20 protein-coding genes and 2 pseudogenes are annotated in these 23,725 nt (G+C 71.6%); 10 read left to right on the forward strand and 12 right to left on the reverse strand.

Annotation, left to right across the window (positions count from 1 at the left end):
• The first annotated feature begins 159 nt into the window (after positions 1 to 159).
• Positions 160 to 294, forward strand: a complete 135-nt coding sequence (locus PHK61_RS05860) for a hypothetical protein (RefSeq protein WP_274280040.1) — start codon at positions 160 to 162, stop codon at positions 292 to 294.
• 196 nt (positions 295 to 490) lie between these two features.
• Here PHK61_RS05860 and PHK61_RS05865 read toward each other — a convergent pair whose 3' ends face one another.
• The 3 genes and pseudogenes from PHK61_RS05865 to PHK61_RS05875 all read right to left on the reverse strand — a co-directional run.
• Positions 491 to 802, reverse strand: coding sequence for a YdhR family protein (locus PHK61_RS05865; protein WP_274280041.1), 312 nt, complete (start codon positions 800 to 802; stop codon positions 491 to 493).
• 477 nt (positions 803 to 1,279) lie between these two features.
• Positions 1,280 to 1,519, reverse strand: a complete 240-nt coding sequence (locus PHK61_RS05870) for a hypothetical protein (RefSeq protein ID WP_274280042.1) — start codon at positions 1,517 to 1,519, stop codon at positions 1,280 to 1,282.
• A gap of 394 nt (positions 1,520 to 1,913) precedes the next feature.
• A pseudogene (locus PHK61_RS05875) lies at positions 1,914 to 2,617 on the reverse strand (DUF4389 domain-containing protein); the annotation flags it as partial.
• 407 nt (positions 2,618 to 3,024) lie between these two features.
• Between PHK61_RS05875 and PHK61_RS05880 the strand changes: the two are divergent.
• Entirely contained in the window at positions 3,025 to 3,429 is a 405-nt protein-coding gene (locus PHK61_RS05880) for a metal-sulfur cluster assembly factor (protein ID WP_274280043.1), read from the forward strand.
• On the forward strand, positions 3,419 to 4,429 hold the full coding sequence (locus PHK61_RS05885) for an amidohydrolase family protein (RefSeq protein WP_274280044.1): 1,011 nt from the start codon (positions 3,419 to 3,421) through the stop codon (positions 4,427 to 4,429). The genes PHK61_RS05880 and PHK61_RS05885 overlap by 11 nt, the downstream gene beginning before the upstream one ends.
• Positions 4,430 to 4,936: 507 nt before the next feature.
• Here PHK61_RS05885 and istB read toward each other — a convergent pair.
• The gene (istB, locus tag PHK61_RS05890; RefSeq protein ID WP_274280045.1) at positions 4,937 to 5,758 is read right to left on the reverse strand and encodes an IS21-like element helper ATPase IstB; all 822 of its coding nucleotides are present in this window, start codon (positions 5,756 to 5,758) and stop codon (positions 4,937 to 4,939) included.
• A pseudogene (gene istA, locus PHK61_RS05895) lies at positions 5,758 to 7,028 on the reverse strand (IS21 family transposase). The gene istB and the pseudogene istA overlap by 1 nt, the downstream one beginning before the upstream one ends.
• Positions 7,029 to 8,076: 1,048 nt before the next feature.
• Between istA and PHK61_RS05900 the strand changes: the two are divergent.
• From PHK61_RS05900 to PHK61_RS05910, 3 genes are all read left to right on the forward strand, one after another.
• Positions 8,077 to 8,457 (forward strand): cupin domain-containing protein, encoded by a 381-nt coding sequence (locus tag PHK61_RS05900; RefSeq protein WP_274280046.1) that lies wholly within the window; start codon positions 8,077 to 8,079, stop codon positions 8,455 to 8,457.
• Positions 8,458 to 9,473: 1,016 nt separating this feature from the next.
• Positions 9,474 to 9,806: a hypothetical protein gene (locus PHK61_RS05905; protein WP_274280047.1), complete on the forward strand. Its 333-nt coding sequence runs from the start codon at positions 9,474 to 9,476 to the stop codon at positions 9,804 to 9,806.
• 388 nt (positions 9,807 to 10,194) lie between these two features.
• Entirely contained in the window at positions 10,195 to 10,545 is a 351-nt protein-coding gene (locus PHK61_RS05910; RefSeq protein ID WP_274280048.1) for a rhodanese-like domain-containing protein, read from the forward strand.
• 635 nt (positions 10,546 to 11,180) lie between these two features.
• Here the strand turns inward: PHK61_RS05910 and PHK61_RS05915 are convergent.
• Positions 11,181 to 12,011 (reverse strand): helix-turn-helix domain-containing protein, encoded by an 831-nt coding sequence (locus PHK61_RS05915; RefSeq protein ID WP_274280049.1) that lies wholly within the window; start codon positions 12,009 to 12,011, stop codon positions 11,181 to 11,183.
• A 155-nt stretch (positions 12,012 to 12,166) separates the two neighbouring features.
• A complete protein-coding gene (locus PHK61_RS05920) occupies positions 12,167 to 13,000 on the reverse strand; it encodes an SAM-dependent methyltransferase (RefSeq protein ID WP_274280050.1) in 834 nt (277 codons plus the stop codon).
• A gap of 369 nt (positions 13,001 to 13,369) precedes the next feature.
• Between PHK61_RS05920 and PHK61_RS05925 the strand changes: the two genes are divergently transcribed.
• Entirely contained in the window at positions 13,370 to 13,612 is a 243-nt protein-coding gene (locus tag PHK61_RS05925; protein ID WP_274280051.1) for a DUF397 domain-containing protein, read from the forward strand.
• A gap of 1,243 nt (positions 13,613 to 14,855) precedes the next feature.
• Here PHK61_RS05925 and PHK61_RS05930 read toward each other — a convergent pair.
• From PHK61_RS05930 to PHK61_RS05945, 4 genes are all read right to left on the reverse strand, one after another.
• Entirely contained in the window at positions 14,856 to 15,185 is a 330-nt protein-coding gene (locus PHK61_RS05930; RefSeq protein ID WP_274280052.1) for a GYD domain-containing protein, read from the reverse strand.
• A 125-nt stretch (positions 15,186 to 15,310) separates the two neighbouring features.
• The gene (locus PHK61_RS05935) at positions 15,311 to 15,712 is read right to left on the reverse strand and encodes a nuclear transport factor 2 family protein (protein ID WP_274280053.1); all 402 of its coding nucleotides are present in this window, start codon (positions 15,710 to 15,712) and stop codon (positions 15,311 to 15,313) included.
• Between the two features lie 185 nt (positions 15,713 to 15,897).
• On the reverse strand, positions 15,898 to 16,737 hold the full coding sequence (locus PHK61_RS05940) for a class I SAM-dependent methyltransferase (RefSeq protein WP_274280054.1): 840 nt from the start codon (positions 16,735 to 16,737) through the stop codon (positions 15,898 to 15,900).
• A gap of 91 nt (positions 16,738 to 16,828) precedes the next feature.
• On the reverse strand, positions 16,829 to 17,440 hold the full coding sequence (locus PHK61_RS05945) for a GNAT family N-acetyltransferase (RefSeq protein WP_274280055.1): 612 nt from the start codon (positions 17,438 to 17,440) through the stop codon (positions 16,829 to 16,831).
• 283 nt (positions 17,441 to 17,723) lie between these two features.
• Between PHK61_RS05945 and PHK61_RS05950 the strand changes: the two genes are divergently transcribed.
• On the forward strand, positions 17,724 to 18,782 hold the full coding sequence (locus tag PHK61_RS05950; RefSeq protein ID WP_274280056.1) for a class I SAM-dependent methyltransferase: 1,059 nt from the start codon (positions 17,724 to 17,726) through the stop codon (positions 18,780 to 18,782).
• Complete coding sequence (locus PHK61_RS05955; RefSeq protein ID WP_274280057.1) at positions 18,779 to 19,855, forward strand: DUF2855 family protein; 1,077 nt, start codon at positions 18,779 to 18,781, stop codon at positions 19,853 to 19,855. Before PHK61_RS05950 ends, PHK61_RS05955 begins: the two co-directional genes overlap by 4 nt.
• Positions 19,856 to 19,864: 9 nt before the next feature.
• Here the strand turns inward: PHK61_RS05955 and PHK61_RS05960 are convergent, their stop codons facing one another.
• A complete protein-coding gene (locus PHK61_RS05960; protein ID WP_274280058.1) occupies positions 19,865 to 22,840 on the reverse strand; it encodes an AfsR/SARP family transcriptional regulator in 2,976 nt (991 codons plus the stop codon).
• A 388-nt stretch (positions 22,841 to 23,228) separates the two neighbouring features.
• Here PHK61_RS05960 and PHK61_RS05965 point away from each other — a divergent pair, with 388 nt between their 5' ends.
• A complete protein-coding gene (locus PHK61_RS05965; RefSeq protein ID WP_274280059.1) occupies positions 23,229 to 23,468 on the forward strand; it encodes a hypothetical protein in 240 nt (79 codons plus the stop codon).
• Positions 23,469 to 23,725 lie beyond the last annotated feature (257 nt).

Here is a 23,725-nt window from a genome sequence, read left to right on the forward strand (position 1 = left end):
TCGACCAGCTCAAGGCGCCCGGGGACTCACCGAGCTCGGGGACCTCGGCGCACAGGGTGACAGAGATCGACGACACCACAGAGGCACTCCTCACCGCGAGGCGAACCCACCCACCTCACCGCAAGATCCCCGAAATTCAACGCTGCGCCACGCTACCGATTGTTCAGCACCGCCGGACGCCTCGCCCACCACGCGCGAACCCTCGTGCTCCACCTCGCCACCGCCCACGCCTGGAGCGAGCTGCTGCTCACCGGTCGGGCCGCGATCACCGCGGCCCTGGCCCGACCCGGCTGACCGCAGCCACCACTTCGTCCCCGACCAGGAACCCTCACCGGCCCGTGGAACCGGCGACCCGCCCGAGCGCGGCCAGATTGTCATGCCCAGCGAGCACAATCCCCGCCATCACCGGCCACCGAGCAACGATGACCAACACCAAGATCATGAAAGATCCGGGCTAAAGAAGCGACCAGGTGCAACGTTCCGGCGTTGCTCAGACAACCTGGAGGATGCCCCCGGTGATTGCCGTGTGCTTCTCGTCGACGGCCCAGTCGCGCATCGTCACTGCCTCGAGGTTCGGGTGCGACGCGAATCCCGCGCCGAGGTCGCTGTCGAGGAAGGCGCGGTATGCCGCCTCGTCCTCCCACACGTACACGCCCCCGTAACGTCCGTCGGATCCCTCGAGCCATATCTTGCCCACCAGGCCTGGGAGCAGCGCGAACGCCGGTGCGATCTCGTCGCACGTCGCCGCCCAGCCCGCGGCGTCGATCCCCGTGATTCGGTACTCGATCACCGAGACGTGCATGTCATCTCCCTTTGCCGGAGTCATCGAGGGTGTGAGCCTTCTCCGGCCTCTCGGGTGGGCAAAGGGCCCTCCGGTTATATGTATGGAGGTCTTGGGGCACTGCCGAGGAGGGCTATGAGTACTTTGTTGGCCCGGGCTCTTCACGGGCTGGTGGCTGGCTGCGGGGGTGTCGATAGACGAAGTGCCTTTCCTTCCGGTCACTTCTATCGTCTCGCTGTTCAACGAGCACGTGGCCGTGTACGAGGTGCACAACGACGGCAAATTGGCACGACTTCGGCTACGTCCTCGGCATCGCGCTGATCTTCTCCGGACCGGCGCGCATCGGCCGCTCCCACCGACCCTGACCGCGTCGTCCGAGAGGCGGAATCGTGACCCCCGACCTGCTCTTGGGCCCGAGGTCGCGCCGCCGCCGGCTGCGTCGGTGCTGGACCGCCTGGCGGCGCTTCTCGGCCGGCGACCCCGAAGATCGTCGGACGATCACGATGGTCGGGTGCCCCCGACCCGTCCGTGGAGGAAGTAGACGACGGGGACGACGCCCGCGGCGTTGATCAAGGTGATGGCAGCGGCCCACGCCGCCTTCTCACCCCGGATCTCGTGGCGGGGTCGCGGCGCGAGGTCGATCAACGCCGCGATCTTCAGGCCGATCTCGAGGCCGGCGGCGAAGACGATGGCTCGCTGGAGTCGGGGATCGAGGTCGTCCCACCGGGTGTTGCCCACGATGCCAGTGTCGTCGTTGTGGGCGTCGCGACGAGGACCGCTCGTCCTGAATCCGACGGCCGGTCGACCCGCGGCGCGGGACTCGTCGAATTCGTCGCCGAGCGTGACCCTCAGACCGGCCCCCGACCGAGAAAGGAGGTCGTCCACCCGCCAGGCGCCCGAGCGATCACGGCGCCGCTGCGACGGTGCCACGGCGCCGGGAGGTCCTCGCTCACCGCCGACGTCGCCAGGCGCACGGCGCGGGCGGCCCGACCGTCGGCGTCGCCGTTCCGGGCCGCGCTGCGGCGGGTGTGCAGACTCATGTCGTCGCGGGTGTGTCGGCGCCGCGCGGTGCTTCGGCCCGGTCGGAACCCTGCTCGACGGCGCCGACGTCGGCGGCGGGCTCGGCGGCCTCGCCGCCGCTCGAGAGGTCGGTCGGCGACGGCGGGCGGGGGGCCGGCTCGGCGCCACCCTGGTCGAGCCGGAACGGTGGGTAGGTGTCGGTCATCAGCGTCACGTAGGCCACCACGCGCAGCACCCACCGGTTGAGGCCCATCGCGGCGTCGTAGAGCCCGCGGCTGTAGCGGCCGGTGAACAGCAGGCCGACGGCAGCGATGAGAACGAGCAGGGTGATCAGCCCGGTCTGGGTGTACGTCACGACCGTCCCGTTCTCGTCGGAGATGGTGGTGCTGGTGCCGAGGAGGATCGCGAGGATCAGGTAGTGCGGAATGGCCAGCAGCCACCACTTGACCAGGGCGAGCCCGCGCGACAACCGCTCGGGGTAGTCGATGTCGATCTGGGCCGGGTAGTCGGGGCGGTCGGCGAGGGTGAACGGGGGGTAGCGGTCGGTGCCGTTGGCGGAGTAGCCGTAATAGCCGACCCGCCAGGCCCAGCGCAGCACCCCGAGGTTGAACTCGAAGAGCATCGCGGATAGTGGCTCGTGATCACGATGGCGACCAGGGCCACCAGGGTGAGGACCGCGAAGGCGACGCCGAGCAGCGCGAGCACGAGCACGTGGGGTATCAGTAGCAGCCATTTCACCAGCCACAGCGCCCGGCTCGGGTCCGGCTCGAGCTGTGCGGTGACGCGGACGGGAAGAATGCGATCGGTGTCGGCCATGGCGGAACGGAACGTGCCCGCGGGTTTGTGGAGCAGGGCCGTCGGACCCCGTCGGCGAATCCTGTCGGCCCGACTGCTGTCGGAGCCGCCGAGGAGGTCGCTGGAGTGCTGCTGCCGGCCCGGACCAGGGGTCGAGGGTCGTGGGGATGACCGATGACGCGTTGGGCCCCCTCGAACCACCCGTCGAAGGCCGTCCCAGTCGAGGACCACGAAGTCACCGAGCCCGGGATCCGCGAGTCGGAACGCCGCGCCGACCCGCTCTGGTCGAGCGTCCGAACGGTGAGGACCTGCCCCTGGGCGGTCCGAAGCCGGCTTCGGCATGTCGCCGTCGCCGGGGCGGCCTTCCCATCTGACGAGGACCGCTGCGGGGTCTACCCGTACTGAGACGTAGCTCACACAATCGAGGGATGGACGAGACATTCGCCGCGGCGGTCCCGACGTGGGCCACCGAGGCGCTCTCCGAGGTCTACGACCCCTGCTGCCAGGACAGAGGAATCTCTGTGGTCGACATGGGACTTCTGCGCTCGGTGTCGGTGCACGAGGGCCACGCTCGTGTCGAGCTGCTGCTCACCTCTGGGTGGTGCCCGTTCGCCTCCCGCGTGCTGAACGACGTGCAGCAGGTGGTCGCCGACCAGCCGGGCGTCGCGTCGTGCGAGGTCGAGGTCGTCTGGGACGAGGCATGGACCAGCGATCGGCTCTCGGAGTCGGCGGCGCGCAAGCTGCGGTTCCTCCCCGAGCCCGCCGCCGTCGCGGACCGCGACGCCTACGTCGCCAGCCACCACACACCGAGGGGACCAGCTCATGATCGGTGACGCGTTCGTCTTCGACGGGGTCGCCCACCCGTTCAACTTCGACCCGAAGAACGCCTTCAACCGCGACGGCGAGCTCTTCGCCAACCACATCTACGCTTTTCACAACGCGCTGACCCCGGACGACCAGCCGAAGCTGCCCCCCGAAGATTTCCTGCGCACCTGGACGCCGTCGGAGATCCACGAGATGGTCTACGACCACTCCGACACGGACATGCTTGTGGCCATGCCACTGCCGTTAACCGACCTGTTCCGGGACGGCCTTTCACCGTGGGAGGAGTGCGCGCAGCTCGCGGCGAACGACCCGGAGCGCACCGTCTTCTGGGGCTCGGTCAATCCGCTGGAGGGGCGCAAGGCGCTCGACCTTATGGAACGGCAGGTCGGCGAGTTCAACGCGCGGGCGTTCAAGTTCTACAACGTGCGCTACGACTTCGGTACCCCGGTGCCCTGGCGCATGGACGACCCGAAGCTCGCCTTCCCGATCTTCGAGAAGGCGCAGCAGCTGGGCGTGAACCTGATCGGGGTGCACAAGGGGGTGCCGCTCGGTCCGCAGCCCATCGAGCACACGCAGACCTGGGACATGGACGGGGCCGCGGCGAACTTCCCCGACATCAACTTCGTCATCTACCACGTGGGCCTTCCGTTCCTCGACGAGGTCTGCTGGCAGCTCATCCGCTATCCAAATCTCTACGCTTCACTTGCCGCCACGATCAACTTCGTGGTCCGGGCACCGCGGATGTTCGCTGAGATCCTGGGGAAGCTGCTGTTCTGGTGCGGTGAGGACAAGATCGTGTACGGGTCGGAGGCGCCCATATGGCAGCCGCAGTGGGCGCTGCAGGCCTTCCGCGACTTCACCATCCCGCAGGACCTGTGTGATGGGTACGGCTACCCGCAGCTCACCGACCAGGCCAAGCGCAAGATTCTCGGCGAGAACCTGCTGCGCCTGCACGGGATGGACCCGGCGGAGACCTCGGCGAGACTCGGGCGGCCGCAGCAGCACTGAGGGCCCGCCACGCCGCGATCAGGCGTGCGCAGATCGCCGGCCGTCAGGTCGGCGACGAAGCCGCGAACATCTCGTCGCGGTCCTGCCCGCGCTCGGGATCGGACCGCAGAAGCTCTGAGCCTCACGCTCCTCGGCGGAACGATCGACTGGTACTTCGGCGGGCAGGACAATTCGGTCGGCAAGTCATCGACCCTGCGGCCGGCGCTGCAACCAGCCGCGGCAGCCCGCGAGCTCGTTCGCCTCAAGCGCACCGCCTCCACCAGTCCCAGTGCGCTTCAAGCCCTTGTAGCCAGGCGTGGCTGAGTGAGGATGGTATGCCCGCCGACGGGCACCGATGTGCGCACAGAGCAGGCCGCTCGCGGAGACGGACGTTCTTGTAAAGAGCAACTCGGCCTCGTACGTCTGCGGGGCAAGCGCGATCCCATCGCGATGGTTGTCAACGGCGGCTGAACCTGGACCCCCTGGCGACGGCCGAATATGGACCCCCCCGCCTGGTTGTTGATCTCGTCAGTCGTCGGTCTTGCCGGCGGCGGGGACGCGGCCGAGGTTGCGGTCCTTGAGCCGATAGCTGTCGCCCTTGAGGGAGACGACCTCGGCGTGATGCACCAATCGGTCGATCATCGCGGCGGCGACGACGTCGTCACCGAAGACCTCGCCCCAGTGGCCGAAGGGCTTGTTGCTGGTGACGATCAGCGAGGCTTGCTCGTAGCGCGAGGACACGAGCTGGAAGAACAGGTTGGCCGCCTCGGCCTCGAACGGGATATAGCCGACCTCGTCGATGATCAGCAGCGGGACCCGGCCCAGCTTGGTCAGCTCGGCCTGCAACCGGCCGGCGTGGTGGGCCTCGGCGAGGCGGGCGACCCACTCGGCAGCGGTGGCGAACAGGGTGCGGTGCCCGGCCTGACAGGCCCGAACCCCGAGCCCGATGGCCAGGTGGGTCTTGCCGGTGCCCGGCGGCCCGAGGAACACCACGTTCTCGCGGGCGGTGATGAAGTCCAGCGTCCCGAGGTGGGCCAGGACCTCGCGCTTGAGCGAGCGCTGATGCTCGACGTCGAAGTCCTCGAGGCTCTTGCGGGCCGGGAAGCGGGCGGCGCGGATGCGGCCCTCGCCGCCGTGGGCCTCGCGGGCGGCGACCTCGCGTTGCAGACAGGCGGCCAGGAACTCCTCGTGGGTCCAGGACTCGGCCCGAGCCCGTTCGGCCAGGCGCTCGACCGCCGCCGCCAGCGACGGAGCCTTGAGCGCCCGGGTCAGGAACGCCAGTTCCGAGGCCACGTTGCGCCCGCTGATGGGCGCGCCGGCCGAGGACCTGGCCGGGGACTGGGCGGGCATCAGACCGCCTCGCCCATGTCGTCGCCCATGTCGTCGCGCATGTCGTCGCGCATGTCGTCGAGGCCGAACATGCGGTCGTAGTCGGCCAGATCGCGGCAGGCGACGTCCTCGCCGCGGGGAGCCGCGGGCCGCTCGCGGTAGGCCTGCCGCAGCCGGGCAGCCGCGTCAGCGTGGGCAGGGTCGGTGATGCTCTGGTGCCGCGCCCAGCACCGAACATGGCGGGCGACCTGCTGCCCGTCGAGGGTCGCGGTGACCTGCTCGAGGTCGGCGCTGACGATGATCCGGCGCCCGACCGCGGCCGGGTGCACCGAGTAGTCGTTGCCGTCCAGGCGGACATAGTGGTCCCGCGGCAGCCGCAGACTGGTCGTCCAGCCCGAGGACGGCGCCACCGGCGGCAGCGCCACCATCGCGGCCCGATCCGCCTTCCACCGCTCGACCGGCCGGGCGCCGAGCCGGCGGTGGTGACGCTGGTTGGCCCGCGCCAACCAACACCCCGAGCTGAGCGTTGAAGTCCCCGGGACCGCCGAACGAGCGGCCGGGCAGGAACGAGGTCTCCATGTACTCGTTGGCCCGCTCGACCAGGCCCTTGGCCTCCGGGTCGCGTGGTCGGCAGAGGATCACCTTGATCCCCAGCGCGCCGCGGAACCCGTGCATGGCCTCGGTCAGCTGCGGGCGTCCGGCGCGCCAGGAGCCGACCGCGGACTCGTTGTCCCACACCAGCGCCCAGCGGCACAGCCCCCCAGCCCGAGAGCAGCGCCCAGTGCCCGGCGATCAGGTCCGGGCCCTGCCTGCTCGGGAGCATGCGGGCGGTCATCACCCGTGAGTAGCCCGAGACCATCACCAGCACCGGCGGCGTCCCGACCTGGCCGGCGCCCAGCGGCACCGGCGTCGGCGGGAACCACAGGTCGCACTGAGCGAGCTCGCCGGGCCGGTACTCGGTGCGCGACGACGGGTCCGCCGGCAGGTACAGCGGGCGCAGCTCCCGGACCCGGTCCTTGAGCACCGTCAGCGAGCGGGTCCAGCCGATCCTCTCGGCGATCACCGTGGCCGGCATCGTCGGCACGTCCGAGAGCAACTCCCGGACCTGCGCCTCCACCTCGTCGACGATCGAGCCCTTCGCCGGGCGCTGGTACTTCGGTGGCTCGTCGGCGGCCAGCGCCCGGCGCACCGTGTTCCGCCCGACCCCGAGCCGGCGGGCGATCGCCATGATCGGCACCCCCTCGCCCCGATGCAGACGACGGATCTCCGCCCAGTCCTCCACCTTCAGCACCCCTTCCCATCAGCAGGGGGGTCCAGATTCACCCGTCGCCAGGGGGTCAGGATTCAGGCGTCGTCAGCAATGGTGTGTCCTTGTCATTCGGCGACTTTCGACATGATAGTGCAGTACTGGTCACCATCAGGGCGCACCTCGCGCCGGGCGTGGCGGCGGGAAGACGAATAGACCGGTGTACGTCCCGGACCCGGGCTCCAAAACACCAAGACGGCCCGCCTGTTCCGGCCGCTCCCGGCGGCCACATGAGCGGTGGGAGCAACTTGTCAACAACGGCGGTGATCTTCACACGAGCAGGTCGTGGAGAACAGCGATGTCAACTGGTGCGCGCAGAGGAGGTCCATGAGGTTCGCCGCGCCACCACAGTTGCTGGTCGAGGCTGTGTGAGGCGGAGCGCGGGAATCTCTTGATCCGTTGGTTGTGGCTTCGAGTCCCACGGGGCCCACAAGCTTCTGACCAGGAGCGTTGCTGGCGGGCCTGATGATCGAGAACCTCGTACTATGGCTCGAAGATTCGGTCGTGGCGCGGGTCGGGAGACGCGACACGCTGCCGACCAGCGCAGACGGCGCAGGAGCGCCTGGCAGCGCTTGCTTGTTCAGAAGCATCGGGCGTGTCGGAAGGCGACCCGGCCAGCGGGTGGTCCGCGGCGAGCTCCGGGCGCGCACTGGGCGGCCGCGGTTCGTTGTCGCCCTCGACGTGACGTCGTGCAGCCGCGCCGACAGCGCCATCTAGGTCCTGTAGGTCTTGTAGGCAGCTGCGAAGAGACACCGGCGTTGACCGGCCACCCCGGGCCATCGTCGTGCCGGTCCAACCCTCGTCGAGCAGCAGCGCGTGCGCCGCTCTCAGCACCGCCCGCTCGGTCTGGCGGGCCTGCTCGCGCCGCACGGGGCTGCCGGAGAGCCGGCGGGTCATTGTGCTCCTCCGACGTCCGGTTCAGGCTTCCTGTACCCAACGAACCACTCAGACCGGGTAGGGACCCATGGCCGACCCGCTCACTTCCCTCCACGGCGTCGCACCCACCTCCCGAGAGGTCCTGACCTTCGCGGGAGTGACCCTCGTGGTCCACGTCGACGGGGCCACGACCGGCGGGGCGTTCTCGGTCCTCGAGGAGCTGCCGCCCCTGTCGGACACCCCGCTGCACGTCCACGAGAACGAGGACGAGTACTTCCACGCCGTCGAGGGCGAACACGTGATCCGGATCGGCGATCGGGAGCACCGGCTCGCCCCGGGCGAGAGCGTGTTCGCCCCGCGAGGGACCCCGCATGCGCAGCGGCGGGTAACGCCCGGCGAGGGGCGCGTCCTCGTCGTCATCTCCCCGCCCGGTCTCGAGGGCTTCTTCCGTCACCTCGCCGCCGCGGAGGCCCACGGCAGCCTCGATAGTGAGGCCCGCGAGTCGGCCTCCCGCGAGTACCGGATCACCTGGCTTTAGGTCGGTCCGATCCTGCCCGTCGTCGCCCTGCCGCCGAAAGCCAACAGCCAGATCAGGACCTGGAAGAGCCCGGGCGGCTCTGGTCGCCTCAATCCGTGAACAGGCTCTCGGTTACTGGATCGCCGCCCCCGCACCTCCGGCGACCTCCGGGGAGAGGCTCTTGAGCCATGATCGAGGAGCTCAGCTCCGTCGACGTCGGCCCCGGCGCTGTGGTGCCACCCGACGCCGAGGCCACGCGAGCGCCCCAGGTCTCGCCACAACGGGTGCCAACTCGATCGCCCGCAGCGCCCAGCAGCGCGGGTCTTCGCGTGTCAGCGGCGATGACGGCAGCAATGCTCGCACAGCACAAAGGCGAAGCGCTCGATCCCGATAGCCCGGCGACCAGCGAGGCCGTGGCGGTCGTAGCCGACCAGCTCCATGAGGACTGCGCCTCGTGGAGCTGGGCGTCACATTCGGCGAAGTATCACGAGGGCGCCGCGCGCCGCATCCTCAGGGCCCTCGTGGATGGATGGCAGCATCAAGATTTGGAATTGGCGACGCGGCCGGGGCCGCCCCGACAGCTGGGTGAGCTGGGCCAGAACGGACACGCCGCGCCGAACGGGATGAGTCTGCCCCGGCACCATGCCCCTCATCCTTCCGCGTGCGGAAGGTCAGCACGAGACCCAGAGCTCACAGCCGATAACCGGCTTCTCTGTTGGGGCACCCCTCATGGCACGGAACCGGAGATGGTGGCGATGGTGAGAAGCACCGAGTGACACGACGAGGACGTCGTTGCAGTGAGAGGTCCTGGTCGCTCGTCTCCAGCTTCGACCGTAGCGATGGCCTCGGGCCGGTTCGGCCTCACCCGCGCGACGACGTGGGGGCGGGCGCTGTCGGCACCGACGACGCCCAAGTCGGCTCCCTCTGCAGGGCCAGGAGACGACTGGGATCACCAGAAGATCGTCAGCCGGATGGGTGGAGGAAGAGCCCTGGAGGGCCCTCGTCGCACCGTCCCGCGAAGAGGGAAGCTAACGGGCATGAGTGAGCCGTCGAACGAGCTGCAGCTGGATGACTCGGGCGTCGCTGTTGGACTCCCACGCCCCGTCTCGGACGTCGATCAGATCGCGGACGTGCCCTACCGCGCGGTCGCCTTCCGGGACGACGATCTCGCCTCAGCCCTCGAGCGCTCCGCGAGCTGGTTGCGGAGCACCGAAGCGTGGCTCGGCGAGCCCCTCGATGTGTCCGGGATTCATCTCGACTACGACAACGGGGCCGACTCGCCGTACTTCGAGGTGAAGCTCCTCTGCAACGAGGAGGACCTCGCCGGGGCGCCCCTCCTGCGGCGCCGGCACCAGGCCGGCCAGTCCTGAGCCCTCGGGGTGGGGGGCGCGCCGTCGAGCAACACCGACTCCTCGTCGGCAGGTGCGCGAGAGGCGTCATGGTGCGGGTCGTGGTGCGAAACGACGGCTAGCGGTGGTTCATGGTGCGACCCGTGAGACCGGTCGCGATGACATCGTTGCTGGTAGAGGCTCTGGTGGTCGGACTCTGGTGATCTCTTGATCCGTTGGTTGTGGGTTCGAGTCCCACGGGGCCCCTTCGCACACTGGACGGGTGGGGGTGCAGCACCGGCCAGTGCCAGGGCCACCGAGAACGGTCTTTCGGAAGAGTTGGGCGCTCTGAGTCCCTGGGGCAGCGATAATCGGCCTGGATCGGGCGGTGGGGACGCCGGGTCCGCGAGGTCATCTGTTGGGAGGCTCGATGTACCAGGAGATGTCTGTTCACGAGCTCGCCCAGGGCCTTGAGCGCCGCGACGTCGTGCTGCTCGACGTTCGCGACGCCGAGCAGATCGCGTTCGGCCACATTCCAGGATCCCTGCCCATCCGGCTGCCGGACCTGCCGGGTCGTCTACGGGACTCCGACGACGAGCTCTGGGCGCGCCTGTTCGGCGCGCGGCGCTCCGTGCTCGTCCGGGTGGGCATTCTGGGTGATGTCGAGCGCAGCATCGATGCCGCCGCCATCCTGGGCGAGCTCGGCGTCGAATCCTACGTCGTGACCGGCGGGATACGGGCGTGGAGCGCTGCCGGGCACCCGCTCAACCGCTCCTGGTAGGCGGGCTTGCCCCCGCCGCCGCGGGGGTCGAGGACGCCGCTCGTGTCGGACGCGGGGGCGGCCGGCAGCGAGGTCGTCGGCTGCCGCGCGCCTTGCGTTCGCTGCGAGCTCCGTCATCGGTGCTGTGTCGCTCGACGAGACGAGCAGGGCGAGCGGGGGCGTGAGCGCCTCAGGTCGTCAGCTCGAGACCACACGTCTGGCACGACGGACCGGGTGGGGCCGACATCGACCCTGCAGTGACGTCGTGACCGCACACCGCGGGGAAGACGCCGCTACTCGACTGCGCTGCGGCCGCGAATGCGTCGAGAGCGACCAGATGGGCGTAGCCGTCAACCGTGCACGTCAGCTCGAGGACATCAGGCCGGCGGCGAGTGTCGCGACGACTGCCGGTGAAAGAGTTGCGCACAATCGTTCACCGCACCAATCGGCCCGGCGTATGCACGGCATCGCTGGAGCGGGGGTCGGCGGAGCACCCGTGCGTCGCCGACCTCAGGTCAGCAACTCGCACACGGTGCAATTGCATATGAATGAGCGTAGTGACCGCGAGGTGCAGCTGCAAGCACAGAAGGTGGTCCACGCCCTCTCGGAGCAGTGCGAGACACGGCCGCGCGGCGTCGAGACGCGTGCCGACGGGCTCAGATGGTGGCGCGGGCCGCGGCGACGACGTCGGTGCTCTCGGCGGGGGTGAGTGCGGTTGCACTCAGACGGTCGATCAACTCGAGGTAGGTCTCGACGTCGTCGCGCTTGTCCACGTAGAAGGCGCTGGTGAGTTGCTCGAGGTAGACGATGTCCGGGAGGTCTGGCTCGGCGAAGCGCAACAGCGTGAACGGCCCACCGGTCGCGACCTGGCCACTGCGCGCGAAGGGAACGATCTGCACTGTCACGCGGGGTCGCTTCATCATGGTCAGCAGGTGGTCCAGCTGTCCGCGCATCACTTCGGTGTCGCCCATGGTCCGCCGCAGGACCGCTTCGTCGATCACGACCCAGAGGTCCGGTCCGGCTGGATCATCGAGAATCTGTTGTCTCCGCAGGCGTAGGGCGACCCGCTCTTTGACGTCGTCCGCTCGTGCGACCTGGCCGAGTCCGATCACGGACCGGGCGTAGGCCTCGGTCTGCAGCAAGCCGGGCACGAACTGGGCCTCATAGCTCCGGATGATGGAGGCGGCCTGCTCCAAGCCGACGTACATCTCCAGCCAGCCGGGCATGACGTCGTTGTAGGACTGCCACCAGCCCGGCTCATTGGCGCGCCGAGCGAGGCTCAGGACGGCCTCCCGCTCGGCATCGTCGGTCACCCCGTACGCCGAGAGGAGGTCGACGACGTCGCGTTGCTTGAACCCTGTCCGCCCGAGCTCGAGCCGGCTCATCTTGGCTTCCGAGCCCCGGATGATGTCCGCGGCGGCTTCCCGGCTCATCCCGCACTGTTCACGCAGTCGCCTGAGCTGTATGCCGACCAGGATGCGGAGCACCGTCGGTCCCCCGCCACTCTCACGTGGAATCGGTTGACGGCCGGGCCAGCCAGGGGCACTGATGATGACCACCGCCTAGATGCGAGGGATCGTGCGAGTGTGCCAGACCGGGTGTCCGAGGTAGCCGCGCGACGGAGCGTCGCCGGGGTCGGCTGCTACGACTTGCGGCCGATCCCTCCGATGACCATCTCGTGCGCCGGGTTGTCCGGGTCGGGGAAGTCGAAGCTCGGCCGCCACTTGCTGCAGGCCGTCAGTCCGGGCTCGACGAGCTCGAGCCCGGTGAAGAACTCGGCCTGCTCTTCGGTGGGGCGGAAGCATCGAGACCCCATGTTGTACTCATAGAAGATCTGATTGAGCTCCCGTGCGCGGGGTTCGCCCGGGTCGGCGCATCCGGAGTGCACCAGGTAGCTCCCGGCGGGCAGGCGGTCGCGGATGGTCGCCACGATCCCCAGCGGGTCCTCCTCGTCCTCGATGTGCATCAGGATGCCACCGAGAATCACCGCGAGAGGCCGATCGAAGTCCAGCATTCGCCGGGTTTCCGGATTCTCGAAGATGGCTTCCGGGTCCCGCAGATCGGCGGTGATCACGATGGTGTTCTCGTTGGCGCTGAGCAGGGCCCGGCCGTTCGCGAGGACGATCGGGTCCTTGTCCACGTAGACGATCCGGGTGTTCGGGTTGATCTCTTGGGCGATCTCGTGGACGTTGCCGGCGGTCGGTAGGCCGGAGCCGATGTCCAGGATCTGGTCGATCCCGGACTCGCCCACGAGGAATCGCACGGCGCGGCGGATGAAGCTGCGGTTGGCGGCGGCCAGCAACGTCGTCTCCGGTACCGCGTCGATCATGGCCTCGCTGGCCACCCGGTCCACCTCGTAGTAGTGCTTGCCGCCGAGCAGGTAGTCGTACACCCGGGCGATCGACGGGACCGAGGTGTCGATCCCCCCGACAGCGGGGCTCGCTCCACCGGCCGCAGCCTGGCTCGGGTTCGTCATCGATCCGCCCTTCCGCTGATCAGTACCGAAGCAATGACCTTAGCGAGCCTCCGGGACCGCGGACACATCCCTCGCTCAGGACGAACCCTTCGAACGCGCCGAGGTTCGACCGTCCGCTGCCCGGCACGGGCTCGTCCAGGAGCCGAGCAGGTGGCTCTCGGTCCCGCTCCCTCCGTGGCCAGGTGGGTTGCGCTTGCCCCGCTCACCGGTGTCGGGGTGTCCCTGGGGCCACCGGCGGCATGTGGAGGCGACCCATCGCAGGTGAGCCACCGATCCGAGCGCACCGGAGTAGTGTGCATCTGCAATCACAAACGAACGCACAGCTGCACGCACGGATGGCTGAAGCCGTGTCAGCTGCGAAGGAGCGAGATGTCGCATGAGTCTGCGCTAGGGCTGCCCTCTGACGGCGGGCGGCCCCCCGTGGCCTGGCGCAAGAGTCGTCGGAGCAATCCCAACGGGGCCTGCGTGGAGATGGCCCGGCGGCCGGATGGCCAGATCGCCGTCCGTGACTCGAAGGATCCGAGCGGGCCGGTGCTGATCTATCCCGCGGCCGAGATCGCCCTGTTGGTCGACGCGATCAAGTCGGGGGAGTTCGACGACCTGATCGCGTGAGATCCCTCCGTCCCGCGGAGGACGTCCCCGACGCCGCCCTGGTGTCGCTTGTGCGCGGGACCGCGACGGCAGAGGTGAGGCAGAGCTCCACCCCACGTTCCACCGTGGCCACGGCCGCGTCGTGCCCTCGACGTCCGAGGCCGCAGGACGCCGCGACGTCGACTTCGTGGCCCACGGCGGACTCGACCGCCGCCAGGATCGAGCGGTGGTCCTCGACCGACCGACGCTCGTGGAGAAAGCCCGCCACCAGACGAGTTCCCACGGGCAGCCGCAGCCGCCCGAGCGGCCGGTAGGCGCGCGGTTCGAGCGAGGGTGGCTCCTCGCCGGCCGCAAGGGGGACGTGGACGTAGTCGAGGGGACGGCCACGTGGCCAGCGCGCCGCGATCGCATTGGCCAGAGTCACCGTCGGGCCGGCGTCCATAGGGTGCGCGAGGGCGCGGTGTTGCAGGTCGCCGAGGCAGAGGTGGAGGCCGAAGCGGACGCCGACGGGGGCGCGACGAGCCAGGGTCGCGATGCCGGCAGCGAGCTCGGGACAACGCCGTCCGAAGCGGTGCGGGAGCAGTGGCGACGAGCACGAGCTCGAGGGGGATCTCGAGCTGGAAGACGACCTCGGAGCCGTCCGCCTCGTAGATTTCCCGGATCTCGTCGAGTAGGGCGTCGGCGAACGCTCGCCGCCGCCCGAGTGCGCCCCTCCAGCCCAAGAGGAACGCCGCCAGGTCCAGGTCGCCGGGCAGCCCCACCTGGAACTTCATGTCAGCGGGAGCGACCGCCTCGTCGCGCAGCACGTCGAGGACGAGCCGGCCGGCCCGAGAAGGCTCGACGTGCTGGAGGTCGAGGTCGCGGCCCCGGAGGCGGTGCCCTCGACGGACGCGAAAGTCGAGCACGTCATCGTAGGACGTCCAGTGACCGTCCCGCCGGACCTCGAGGTCTGGATGCGTGCGGAGGCTCTCGGCGATGTGCGCGAGCCAGCGCCCTCGCTCGCCGGTTTCTCCGTCGGGCATGGATGTCAGCGCGCCACCGCAGCGACGCGCCATCTCCCGCATGGCGTCCTCGGTGGTGGCCGCTGGCCAGCTTCCCACGAGATGCACACGCCGTGACATGTAGCGAGCGTAGGAGGTCTCGAATGGCCCTAGAAAGGACCACGGTGAGGGCAATTCGAGCCGTGGTTGATCGCAGACCGTGCGTAGGCGTGGCTCGTGGCCGCCGACCGTCCTGCTGGTACCGGAACGCGCGCGGCGCCTGATCACCGCGCCGGCCGGTACTGGGACGCCACGCTCTGCGCGCGCTCCAGCGACTCCTTCCACTCCTGGGTGCTCAGCAGGCGTGTCGTTCGACCCGACCGGGCCGCCCCTCCCGCGCCGATGGTGAGCGCCACGCTGGCCGCCGCCGTGTCGTCGGGCGCGTCGAAGACGATCACCACGTCGTACTCCCCGAGCGGGTGACCGGCGGCCACGACGGTGACGCCGGCAGCGTCGTAGAGGGCCCGGGTGGCCTCCAGGCGATCTTGGGGCTCCCGAATCTGCGCCGCCAGCGACTCGGCCGTATAGGCGGCCTCGTAGAGGTACAACGGCATGATCGACCTCCTCCGGCGATCTCTCTCTGCGGGTGTGAGCCAGCTCGATGAGGTCCCTCTGTCGCCCACCCACTGACGCGCTGACACCGGGGCTGTGAGTCCCGCGACGAGACGGCACCTACGAGTCAGTGGCCGAGCGCAACGTGGAGAGCATGGGCGTCGGAGATGTCCTCGAAGGAGGCCTCCAGCCCGTCACGCATCCGGATGACGTGCGCGAACCGGGACCGGAACGACGTGCCGCTCTCCCGGGCGGTCCCGGCGAACCAGCCGAGCACGACGATCACGTCCCCGGCCTCGAGGAACTCGTCAGGGGTCACCGTGAACTCGCTCCAGTCCTCGGGAACCGGGGCGAACACGTTGTCCACGATCTCCTGGGGTCCCACGTAGCGGCCCTCGTAAGGCCCGGCCCTCTCGATCCACTCGATGTCGGGCTGCATCACCGCGAGGACCCCGGGCATGTCGCCGCTGTTGAAGGCGTCGTACGCGCCCTGCACGGTGGCGACGTCGGTGCTGTGTGTGGTCGTCACAGGGGCAGCATCCACCGCATCCCCAGGGCGCGACCATGACGGCAACTACGTAGTGGTCTGCGCCCGTGACGACGGTGAGGGCCACATCGAGGACGGCACGTCGGGCGACGTCCCGGGCATCTCCGGCGCATCTCGGCACGCGCAGACCCACGGGGCCGTCGAGGGTCGCCGTTCTCCGCCGACCCCTACCGGCGGCGGGCGGTGACCAGCAGGTACTCGGCCTCGTAGGCCGTGCGGCCGGGGGTGTCCGATCCGTTCCACGCGGTGAGGAACCGCAGGAAGGCCTCGTCGAGCTCGGCCACCCGGGCGGGATCGTCGCTCTGGTACCGGTAGACCGCGATCGTCGGGCCGTAGTTGCGCTTCCAGTACTCGCGGAACGCGAGCGGGTCGGGAGCGTGGTCCATCACGATCTTCTGCCGCACGGTCTGCAGGTCGGTCACGCGGTCGCCGAACAGCTCGGCGACGTGGCCCTCGTCCCCCCAGCGCGGCGGCGGGGTCGCGCCGGGCGGGGGCGGCGGCGCGAACGGGCCCATCGTCCTGAACAGGTGCCCGATGAAGCCCTCCGGCGTCCAGTTGATCATACCGATGGTGCCGCCCGGCCGGGTCACGCGCACCAGCTCGTCGGCCACGAGCTGGTGGTGGGGGGCGAACATCGCGCCGACGCAGGAGGTCACGACGTCGAAGCTGCCATCCTCGAACGGCAGGGCCTCCGCGTCCGCCTCCACCCACTCGATGTCGACGCCCCGCCGCGCGGCGATCGCCCGTCCCGCGTCGAACAGCTCGGGCGTGAGGTCGGACGCGGTGACCGTGGCACCGCGCGCGGCGGCCGGGATCGCCGCGTTCCCGGAGCCGGCGCCGACGTCGAGCACCCGCTGGCCTGGCCGGACGCCGCTGGCCCGGACGAGCTCGGGGCCGAGCTGCGGGATGAGGTCGGCGGCCACGGCGGGGTAGTCGCCCGCGGCCCAGAGCGCGCGGTGCTTGGTCTTGAGGGCGCGGTCGGCGTCGGTGGTCGTGGTGGTGGTCATGATCGTCCTCCGTGGTGTGTCGGGTCGTGCTGTGGTCCGACGGTGTCGGGGTCGTGCTGCGGGATGCTTCGACGGCGGTGAAACGCCCTGGTCAGGCGGCGAGCAGGTCGGCCGGGTCCCAGGACCATTCGTCGACCAGGGGCAGCGTCAGGGACAGCTCGGCGCCGTCGCGTTCGACGCCCTGCACGGGGAAGACCTTCCGCAGGAGTGCGCGCACGGCGTCGTTCTCCGCGAGGACCTCGGCAGAGAGCTCCTGCCACCCCGCCGCGACGGCGCGGTCGCGCAGCGCGCGCAACAGGAGCGTGCCGACGCCGCGGCCGTGCCAGGCGTCGACGACCTCGATGGCCAGCTCCGCCCGGCCGGAGCCGAGGCCGATGCACCGCGCGATCCCGATCGGCTCCCCGTCGGCGACCGCGACGAGCGCGACGTGGCGGCGCCCGTCGACGGCGGCGAGCGCCCGTCGCACGGCGGGCACCATCCGCGGGACCGGGGAGTGGAAGCGCAGGTAGCGGCTCTGGTCGGACAGGCCGGCGAAGACGTCGTCGAGCACCTGCTCCTCGCCGGTTCCGAGCTCGCGCACGACGATCGTCGGGGGCCGTGGTGCCTCCCGGAGCTCGCCGGGTCGCGGGACGCCGTGCTCGACGGGGATCCGGGGACCGGCGTGTGGCTGGGCAACGGCGGTGGTCACGGTGGTCGTGGACATGGTGGTTCCTCTCGGGTGTCGGACCGCCACGAGCCGGGGTCCGGTCCCCGAACGGTGCGCGCCGTGGCCTCGGGAAGGTCTGCGGGCGCGTGAAATGGCCACGCCACCGCGCCGGGGGCGGCCCCACCGCCCCGGCCCGGCGGTCCGGGCAGGGCCCACGCGGCGCCCTCCGTCCCTCCTGCACCCGCCCTGACCAGCAGGTTTCACGAGCATCGAAGCGGTGCCGACGGCGTGCGCCGCACCCTCGGTCGCGCACACCTTCCGGCTCACCGGGGAGGACGAGATGGGACAGGCACCAGTGACGGACGGCCCGGGCGGGACCGTCGAGCCCGTCGTCGACCGCGTCGGGCTGACGCACCTCGCGTACGGGTTCATGGCCTCGAAGGCGCTGTTCGCCGCGCTCGGGATCGACCTGTTCAGCCGCCTGTCCGCCGGGGAATGCACGCTCCCGGAGCTGGCCGCGTCCACCGGCGTCGCCGCGCACCGCCTGGCGACGCTGCTGCACGCCCTCGCGGGCGTCGGACTGGTCGTCGTCGACGAGGGCCGGTACGCCAACGCACCCGCCGCCGAGCGCCACCTCGTGCGTGGGGCGCCGGGCGACCTCGGCGACTACTTCCGCCTCCAGGTCGCCCAGCAGGTCTATCCCGCGCTGCTGCACCTGGACGCCGGGCTGGCCGGGACCGGTGCGGCCTTCGCCACCTGGTCGGGACTGCTCGCCGACCCCGGGGAGGCGCGTCTGTTCACCGAGGCCCAGCACACCGGATCGCTCGGGCCCGCTCGGAAGCTGGCCGACCTGCTCGCTCTCGCCGGCCCCTGCTCGGTGCTGGACGTCGGCGGTGGGAGCGGCGCGTTCTCGTACGCGCTCTGCGCGCGGGACCCCGGCGTCCGCGCGACGGTCCTCGACCTCCCCGCGGTCGTGGACGTCGCGCGGGAGCACCGGGAGCGGGCCGGTCTCACCGACCGCGTCGCGCTCCTTCCCGCCGACGCGGTGCGCGACCCCTGGCCCGGCGGGCAGGACGTGGTGCTCATGTCGTACCTGCTCAGCGCGCTCGGCGACGCCGAGATCGACGTCGTGCTCGCCAGGGCCCACGCCTGTCTCCGCCCCGGCGGGCTGCTCGTCGTGCACGACTTCGTGCTCCACGACGACGCACCGGGTCCGGCCCCGGCGGCCTTGTGGTTCCTCCAGTACCTGGCGTCCACTCCTGACGCGGTGTCGTTCTCGGGCGCCACACTGGCCCGGCGGCTGCGGGGACACGGCTTCGCGCCCCGCCGCCCCGAGGTCCTCATCCCGGAGATCACCAAGGTGATCGTGAGCTCGACGGTGGTGCCGACGTGCCGGTGACGACGACAGGCCTCGAGGTGGACCGCACCGACCTGCGGCGGACCCGCGTCGCCGTGGGCCGCGCGCCGGCCGAGCCGCCCGCCGGCGGCGTCCTCTGCCGCGTCGACTCGTTCGCGCTGACGGCGAACACCGTCACCTACGCGGTCGCGGGGGACCTGTTCGGATACTGGCGGTTCTTCCCGGTGTCGGAACCGCCGTGGGGGCGCGTCCCGGCGTGGGGGCACGCGGAGGTCGTGGCGTCGTCGCACCCCGACGTCGAGCCCGGTCAGCGGTTCTACGGCTTCTGGCCGTTGGCCGACCACGTCGTCCTCGAGCCGACGGGCGTCGCGGCCCAGGGCTTCGTCGACGGCGCGCCCCACCGCGCCGAGCTCCCGTCGATCTACCAGCGCTACCAGCGCGCCGACCCGCGCGCCGGAGCCGACGCGGAAGCCCGCACCGCGCTGCTGCGGCCGCTGTTCGCGACCTCCTTCCTGCTCGACGCGTGGCTCGGCGAGCAGGACCTGTTCGGCGCCGACACCGTCGTGCTGTCCAGCGCGTCGAGCAAGACCGCGCTCGGTCTCGGCCACCTGCTGCGCGAGCGTGGTCGCGGTGAGGTGGTCGGCCTGACGTCCCGGCGCCACGTCGACTTCGTGGCGCGCACCGGCGCCGTCGACCGGGCGGTGGCCTACGACGACCTGCCCGACGCCCTCCCCGACGCGCCCGCGGTCTACGTCGACGTCGCCGGCGCCGCGGGCGTCCTCACCGCCGTGCACACCCGGCTCGGCGATCGGCTGCGGCGCAGCGTCCGGGTCGGTTTCACCCACCACGACGTGCTCGCCGACGGGTCCGGTGACCTCCCGGGGCCTGCCCCGGAGATGTTCTTCGCCCCCGACCACGCACAGCGCCTGGCGGCCCGGTGGGGCGGTGCCGCGTTCGCCGAGCGGCTCGAGACGGCCCGGCGCGGTTTCGAGCGCGGGCCGGGCGCGTCGATCGGGCTCGTGCGCCGGACGGGCCCCGAGGAGATCGCGGCGGCGTGGCTGGAGACCGTCGAGGGCCGGACCGACCCGGCGACCGGCACCATCGGTGCGTGGTGACGCGCCCGGTCACCCGCCGCCGGCGAGCGCGGAGGCGGAGCCGGCCGACCCCGCCCGGGTCCACACGGCGAGGCGCGCGCGGGCGAGGGCGACGGCGCCGGGACCGGTGAGCGCCGACCCCCGGCGAGCGGCGGCGGCGGACACGTCGGCGCCGAGGGCCGCGGCGGCCCGCTCGAGCCGGCGCGCGTCGAGGGGCGAGGGCTTGCCGGCCGCCACGAGGGCGTGGTGGAGGACGACGGCGTCCTCGTCGGCGCCGAGCCGCCCCAGCAGCCGCACCACGTAGCGCAGGTTGAGCCACTGCTGCGTCCAGTCCCCGACGCGGTCCCAGTGGTCGAGCACCACGGCGAGCGCCGCCGCTCCCGCCGCGGGGTCCGCGTGCACCGCCCGGGTGGCCGCCGCCTCCATCAGCGCGATGCCGTGCCACCAGAAGTTCCGCACCGAGGCGGCGAGCTCCGCGGCCTCGTCGAACTGCGCCAGCGCGCGCTCGGGGTCGGACTTCTTCAGCACCAGGCCGAGGGCGTAGTGCGCCATCGACAGCGCCGTCGGGTTGCCGGTGGTCGCGGCCACCTCGACCGACTCCCGCGCCGCGGCCATGCCCTGCTCGGGTGTGCGGAGCACCGCGCGGCACACCGCGACGTAGTAGAGGGTCCACACGAGCCGGATCGGGTCGTCGTCGGCCCGCGCGCGCCGTACCTCGGCCTCGTAGTGGCGCAGCGCCGCGACGGCGTCGCCCTCGTAGAGCGCGACGTCGGCGAGGACGTCCCCGGGGTGGGCGATGCGGGCGGTGCCCCGGCCCGGCGCCACGCCGCCCGCGCGCTCGGCCAGCGCCCTCGCCCCGGCGAACTCGCCGCGGTTCCAGGCGCCCCGGGCGGCGGCGCCGATCGCCGCGACCCGCAGCGGGTGGTCGCCGTCCACGAGCTCGAGCGCGCGCTCGGCCCAGCGCGCCCACTCGTACCCGACCCGCAGGTGCACCAGCTCGGACACCGCGGTGACCAACGTGAGGGCGGTGTCGACGTCCCGGTCGGCGACGGCCCGCTCGAAGCCGGTGCGCAGGTTGTCGTAGTCGGGCAGGGTCCGCTCGACCCACGCCCGCTCGTCGGGCCCGTGCAGGGCGCGGGCGAGCTCCCCGGCCAGCTCCGCGAAGTACCGGGCGTGGGCCCGCGCGACCGCGTCGTCCGCCCCGGCCTCCCGCAGGCGCTCGCGACCGAACGCGCGCAGGGTCTCCAGGACGCCGTAACGGGACCGCTCCGCCGAGGTGCGCACGGTCACCAGGGACTTGTCGACGAGACCGGCGAGCACGTCCAGGGTGTCGTCCTCGAGGGTGCCGGGTTCGCCGCCCACGCCGTGCGCCCCGCCGAGGTCGAAGCCGCCGGTGAACACCGACAGCCGTGCGAACAGCGCCTTCTCGGGCTCGGAGAGCAGCCGGTAGGACCAGTCGATGGTCGCCTCGAGGCTCTGGTGGTGGGGGAGGGCGCCCCGCGCGCCGAGGCGGAGGAGACGGCCGCGGTCGAGCCGCTCGGCCACCTCCGTCGGGCTCATGACGCGCACCCGGGCGGCGGCCAGCTCGATCGCGAGAGGGAGACCGTCGAGCCGGCGGCTCACCTCCGAGACCGCGGCGGCGTGCTCGCCGTCGAGGCGGAGGTCCGGGCGCGCGGTGCGCGCGCGGTCCGCGAACAGCACCTCGCCCTCCCCCGCGGGCAGGGGCGCCACCGGCACGAGGCGCTCCCCCTCGACGGCGAGGGCCTCGCGGCTGGTGGCCAGGACCACCACCCCCGGCGCGTGCGCCACCACCTGGTCGAGCAGCCGGGCAGCGGCCTCGAGGACGTGCTCGCAGTTGTCGAGGACGAGCAGCAGCTCGCGGCCGCGCAGGTACTCGATGACCGTCTGCTCGATCGTGAGGCCCTGGCGCTGCTGCACCCGCAGCGCGACCGCCACCGCGTCGCTGACCGGCCCGCCGTCGTCGAGCGGCGCCAGCTCGCAGAGCCAGGCGCCGTCGGGGAAGCGGGACTGCTCGCGCACCGCGCACTCGACGGCGAGCCGCGACTTGCCGACCCCACCGACCCCGGTCAGCGTGACCAGCGGGCTCTCGCGGAGGGCGGCGACGACCCGGGCCACGTCGGCCTCCCGCCCGACGAAGCTGGTCACCCGCCGGGGCAGGTTGCCCCCGGGCGCGGCGGCGGCAGGTGGTGCCGGGGGGCTCGGCGGTGCGGGGTCGGGCCCGGGCGGGGCGACCTCGACGGTCGCCACGGGCCCGGCGTCGCCCGCCAGGATCCGCTCGTGGACCTCGCGGAGCCCGGGCCCGGGGTCCGCGCCCAGTTCGTCGCGCAGCCGGCGGCGCATCTGCTGGTAGGTGTCGAGGGCATCGGCCTGCCGGCCGCTGCGGACCTGGGCGAGCATGAGCTGGCCGGCCAGGCGCTCGTCGAGCGGGTGGGCGCGCAGGGCCGCGGCGACCTCGACGACGAGGTCCCCGTGCCTTCCGGCGGCCAGCGCGGCGTCGTGGCGGTCCAGGGTGACCGCGAGACGCTCGGCGGTCAGCGAGGTGCGCAGGTTCGCGAACCACGGGGTGTCGATCGTGGCGAACGGCTCCCCGCGCCAGAGGCCCAGCGCCCGGTCGTAGAGCGCCGCGGCGTCCACCGGTCGGTCGGCCGCGCGGGCCTCGGCGACCAGCTGCCGGAAGCGGTGGAGGTCCACCGACGCCGGGTCGGCCGCGAGGACGTAGCCCCCGGGGCCGCGGGTGATGTGGACACCGGGGACCTCGGCCAGGAGGTGCCGCAGGCGGGACACGTAGGCCGAGAGGGCGTTGCGGGCCCGATACGGGGGCTGGTCCGCCCACACCCGGTCGACGAGCCGGTCCACCGGGACGGGACGGCCCACGTCGACGAGCAGCGCCGCGAGGACGCAGCGCTGCCGGGCGTGCCCGGTGTCGAGCTCGTGGCCGTCGAGCCGGACGTCGATGTCGCCCAGCAACCGGAACTCGACGGCCATCGCGCCCACCTCCGCGCGCCGCGTCCGGGTCCCAGGACATCGTTCCTACTCCTCCGACGCGTCCCTGACCAGGGGATTTCACGCGCGGCCCGACACCGGCCGCGGCCACCACGACGACCGGCCCGGCCGACCCGGGCGGTTGGCGGGTCGGGCGCCCGTCGCCCGATCAGCGCGGCACGCGTCCGTCGACGAGGTCCGTCGCTCGCGTCGATCCCGCCCTCGCGCGGTTGCAGGGCGGTCGTTCTGCGCCGCTCGGCCGCGTGTCCCCGCCACGGACGGCACCGCGACCGGGAGGTCGCAGCGATCCTCGTCCCGCGCGGTGTCGAAATCGGGGGGTCCCGTTCGTCGAGGAGGTGAGAGCACGCCCGACCCGCGAAGGGAGCCGATCATGACCACGACGACCCACGAGCCGCTCAGCCACCGTGACCGCGCGGTCCTGCGCGCGGTGGCGGGCGGTCGCTGCCGGCACTCCGGGGAGATCGGCACGCCGCTGCTCGTCGACGGCGTCTACTGCGCCGACCAGCTCGTCGGTCACCGGCTCGCCGCGGCCGGGCTCATCGCCGACGAGCCCGGCCCGGGCGTCCCGACGATCACCGACAGCGGTCGGGCGGTCCTCGCCGCCGCGTAGCGCGGGGCGGCCCAGCGGCTCGCTGCTGGGCGAGACCGGCCGGCGCGAGTCGCTCCGAGAGCACGCGGTCGACCGCGGCGGCGCCCGTCACCGCCCAGAGCAGGACGAGGTGCAGACGGACCCCGCTCGAGCGAGAAGCCCGGGGCCCGAGCCGCCGCCGGAGCACGGCCGTGGAGGCTCAGGTCAACACCGTCACCGGCAAGTACTTCCTCGATGGCGAGGGTTCCGCGCTCCTCGCGGCCCCTAGCGTCTGTGCT

Origin of the sequence: Actinomycetospora lutea (assembly GCF_028737205.1) — a bacterium.
In the GTDB taxonomy this organism is placed as follows: domain Bacteria; phylum Actinomycetota; class Actinomycetes; order Mycobacteriales; family Pseudonocardiaceae; genus Actinomycetospora; species Actinomycetospora lutea.